This window comes from Oleiphilus sp. HI0123 (genome assembly GCF_001635315.1).
Window position 1 is genome coordinate 1 of record NZ_LWGE01000765.1, and the last position, 596, is coordinate 596.

A 596-nucleotide genomic window follows, 5' to 3' on the forward strand; every position below is an offset into this window, starting at 1 on the left:
CCATTCTCCTAAATGTAAGTTATATAAAAAATAATTAAGCTGCGTCTTTCTTCTGATCGCGAACTGCTGCCACTGCACGAGTAACCTTCGAAGGAACTTCGTTGAATGTACGTGCAAGCTTGGTAATAGGTGCTTGAATAACGCTGGCCAACATGCCCAACGCCTGATCGCGCGTTGGCAACTTAGCCAAACGATCGATCTGATCTGCACCCAGTAGTTCACCACCAACCGCTAATGCTTTTATCTCGAATGCTTCTTTTTCTTTAGCAAAATCTTTCAACAAGCGCGCTGCCGCACCTGGATCTTCCAAAGAAAATGCAAGAATTGTTGGACCAACCAACGCTTCAGCTGCACATTCAAACTCTGTTCCTTCTACCGCACGCTTTGCTAAGGTGTTTCGAACGACACGAAGATAAACTCCGCCTTCACGAGCTTCTTTACGAAGGCCTGTCATATCATTAGCGTCAACGCCATGATAATCAGCCATCACAAGAGATAAAGCACCGCCAGCAACTTCGTTGACTTCGGCGACAATCGCCTTTTTGTCTTCGATTCCAATTGCCATTGGTTTTCTCCTCAAGAGAGTCAGCCGAAGC

Annotated in this window: 1 protein-coding gene; it reads right to left on the bottom strand. The window is 46.1% G+C overall.

Annotated elements, in window-relative coordinates; all coding sequences use genetic code 11:
- Window positions 1-34: 34 nt before the first annotated feature.
- The gene (rplJ, locus tag A3761_RS06770) at window positions 35-565 is read right to left on the bottom strand and encodes a 50S ribosomal protein L10 (protein ID WP_068507430.1); all 531 of its coding nucleotides are present in this window, start codon (window positions 563-565) and stop codon (window positions 35-37) included.
- Between the last annotated feature and the right edge of the window lie 31 nt (window positions 566-596).

Excerpts from the sequence above, each read along its gene's own strand:
- rplJ (WP_068507430.1), bottom strand. The coding sequence starts at position 565 with ATGGCAATTGGAATCGAAGACAAAAAGGCGATTGTCGCCGAAGTCAAC.